This window comes from Acinetobacter sp. GRABPA_MV_2, assembly GCF_056725885.1.
This window is the reverse complement of record NZ_JBWZNA010000069.1, coordinates 1-630: the sequence shown is the minus strand read 5'-3', so window position 1 is coordinate 630 and position 630 is coordinate 1. Positions and strand designations below refer to the sequence as shown.

The 630-nt window shown below is 32.9% G+C and carries 1 protein-coding gene and 1 pseudogene; both read left to right on the top strand.

Annotated elements, in window-relative coordinates; genetic code table 11:
• Positions 1–153: 153 nt before the first annotated feature.
• Positions 154–372: a DUF1653 domain-containing protein gene (locus tag ACXM0J_RS18855; RefSeq protein ID WP_086266292.1), complete on the top strand. Its 219-nt coding sequence runs from the start codon at positions 154–156 to the stop codon at positions 370–372.
• A gap of 44 nt (positions 373–416) precedes the next feature.
• Positions 417–630: pseudogene (locus ACXM0J_RS18850) on the top strand (methyltransferase); the annotation flags it as partial.

Genomic DNA, 630 nt, shown 5'->3' with positions numbered 1-630 from the left:
GAATTATTGAAAACATTCATAAATAAGATCAATAATTTATCTCTAAAATACGCTTTTTTATCTTTTGTACTATTTTAAAGTGAAAGTATTTAAAAATTTATATATGTTATATGGCTGTAAAGATTTTATGTCATAACATTAAAAGGTACTTTCATGTCATTGCAACGCGGCATTTATCAGCATTATAAAGGTAATCTCTATCAAGTTTTTTCTGTGGCAAAACATAGTGAGACTGAAGAAGAGTTAGTCGTTTATCAGTGTCTTTATGGTGACTATTCAACTTGGGTACGTCCTCTAGATATGTTTACAGAAACGGTTCAAATGGCTGATGGAAGTATCGTGCTGCGTTTTAAGTTAATTCAAAGTACGTAACTCAAACGGCTGTCATATAAAATAACGATTTTAAAGGGTGAATTATGCCAAATACTTTTTTTTTACAAAGAGTTGCCGATTTATATGACACCTTTAAACGACATGATGCTCAGCAAACAGATCGTTTGCTGCGGTATCGTAATATTGAGGCGGAGTCTGCAAAATTACTATCGCAATTTATTCGGATGCAGCAAGCCAAATCAATTTTAGAAATCGGTACTTCAACAGGTTATTCTACTTTATGGCTTGCTGAGGCTG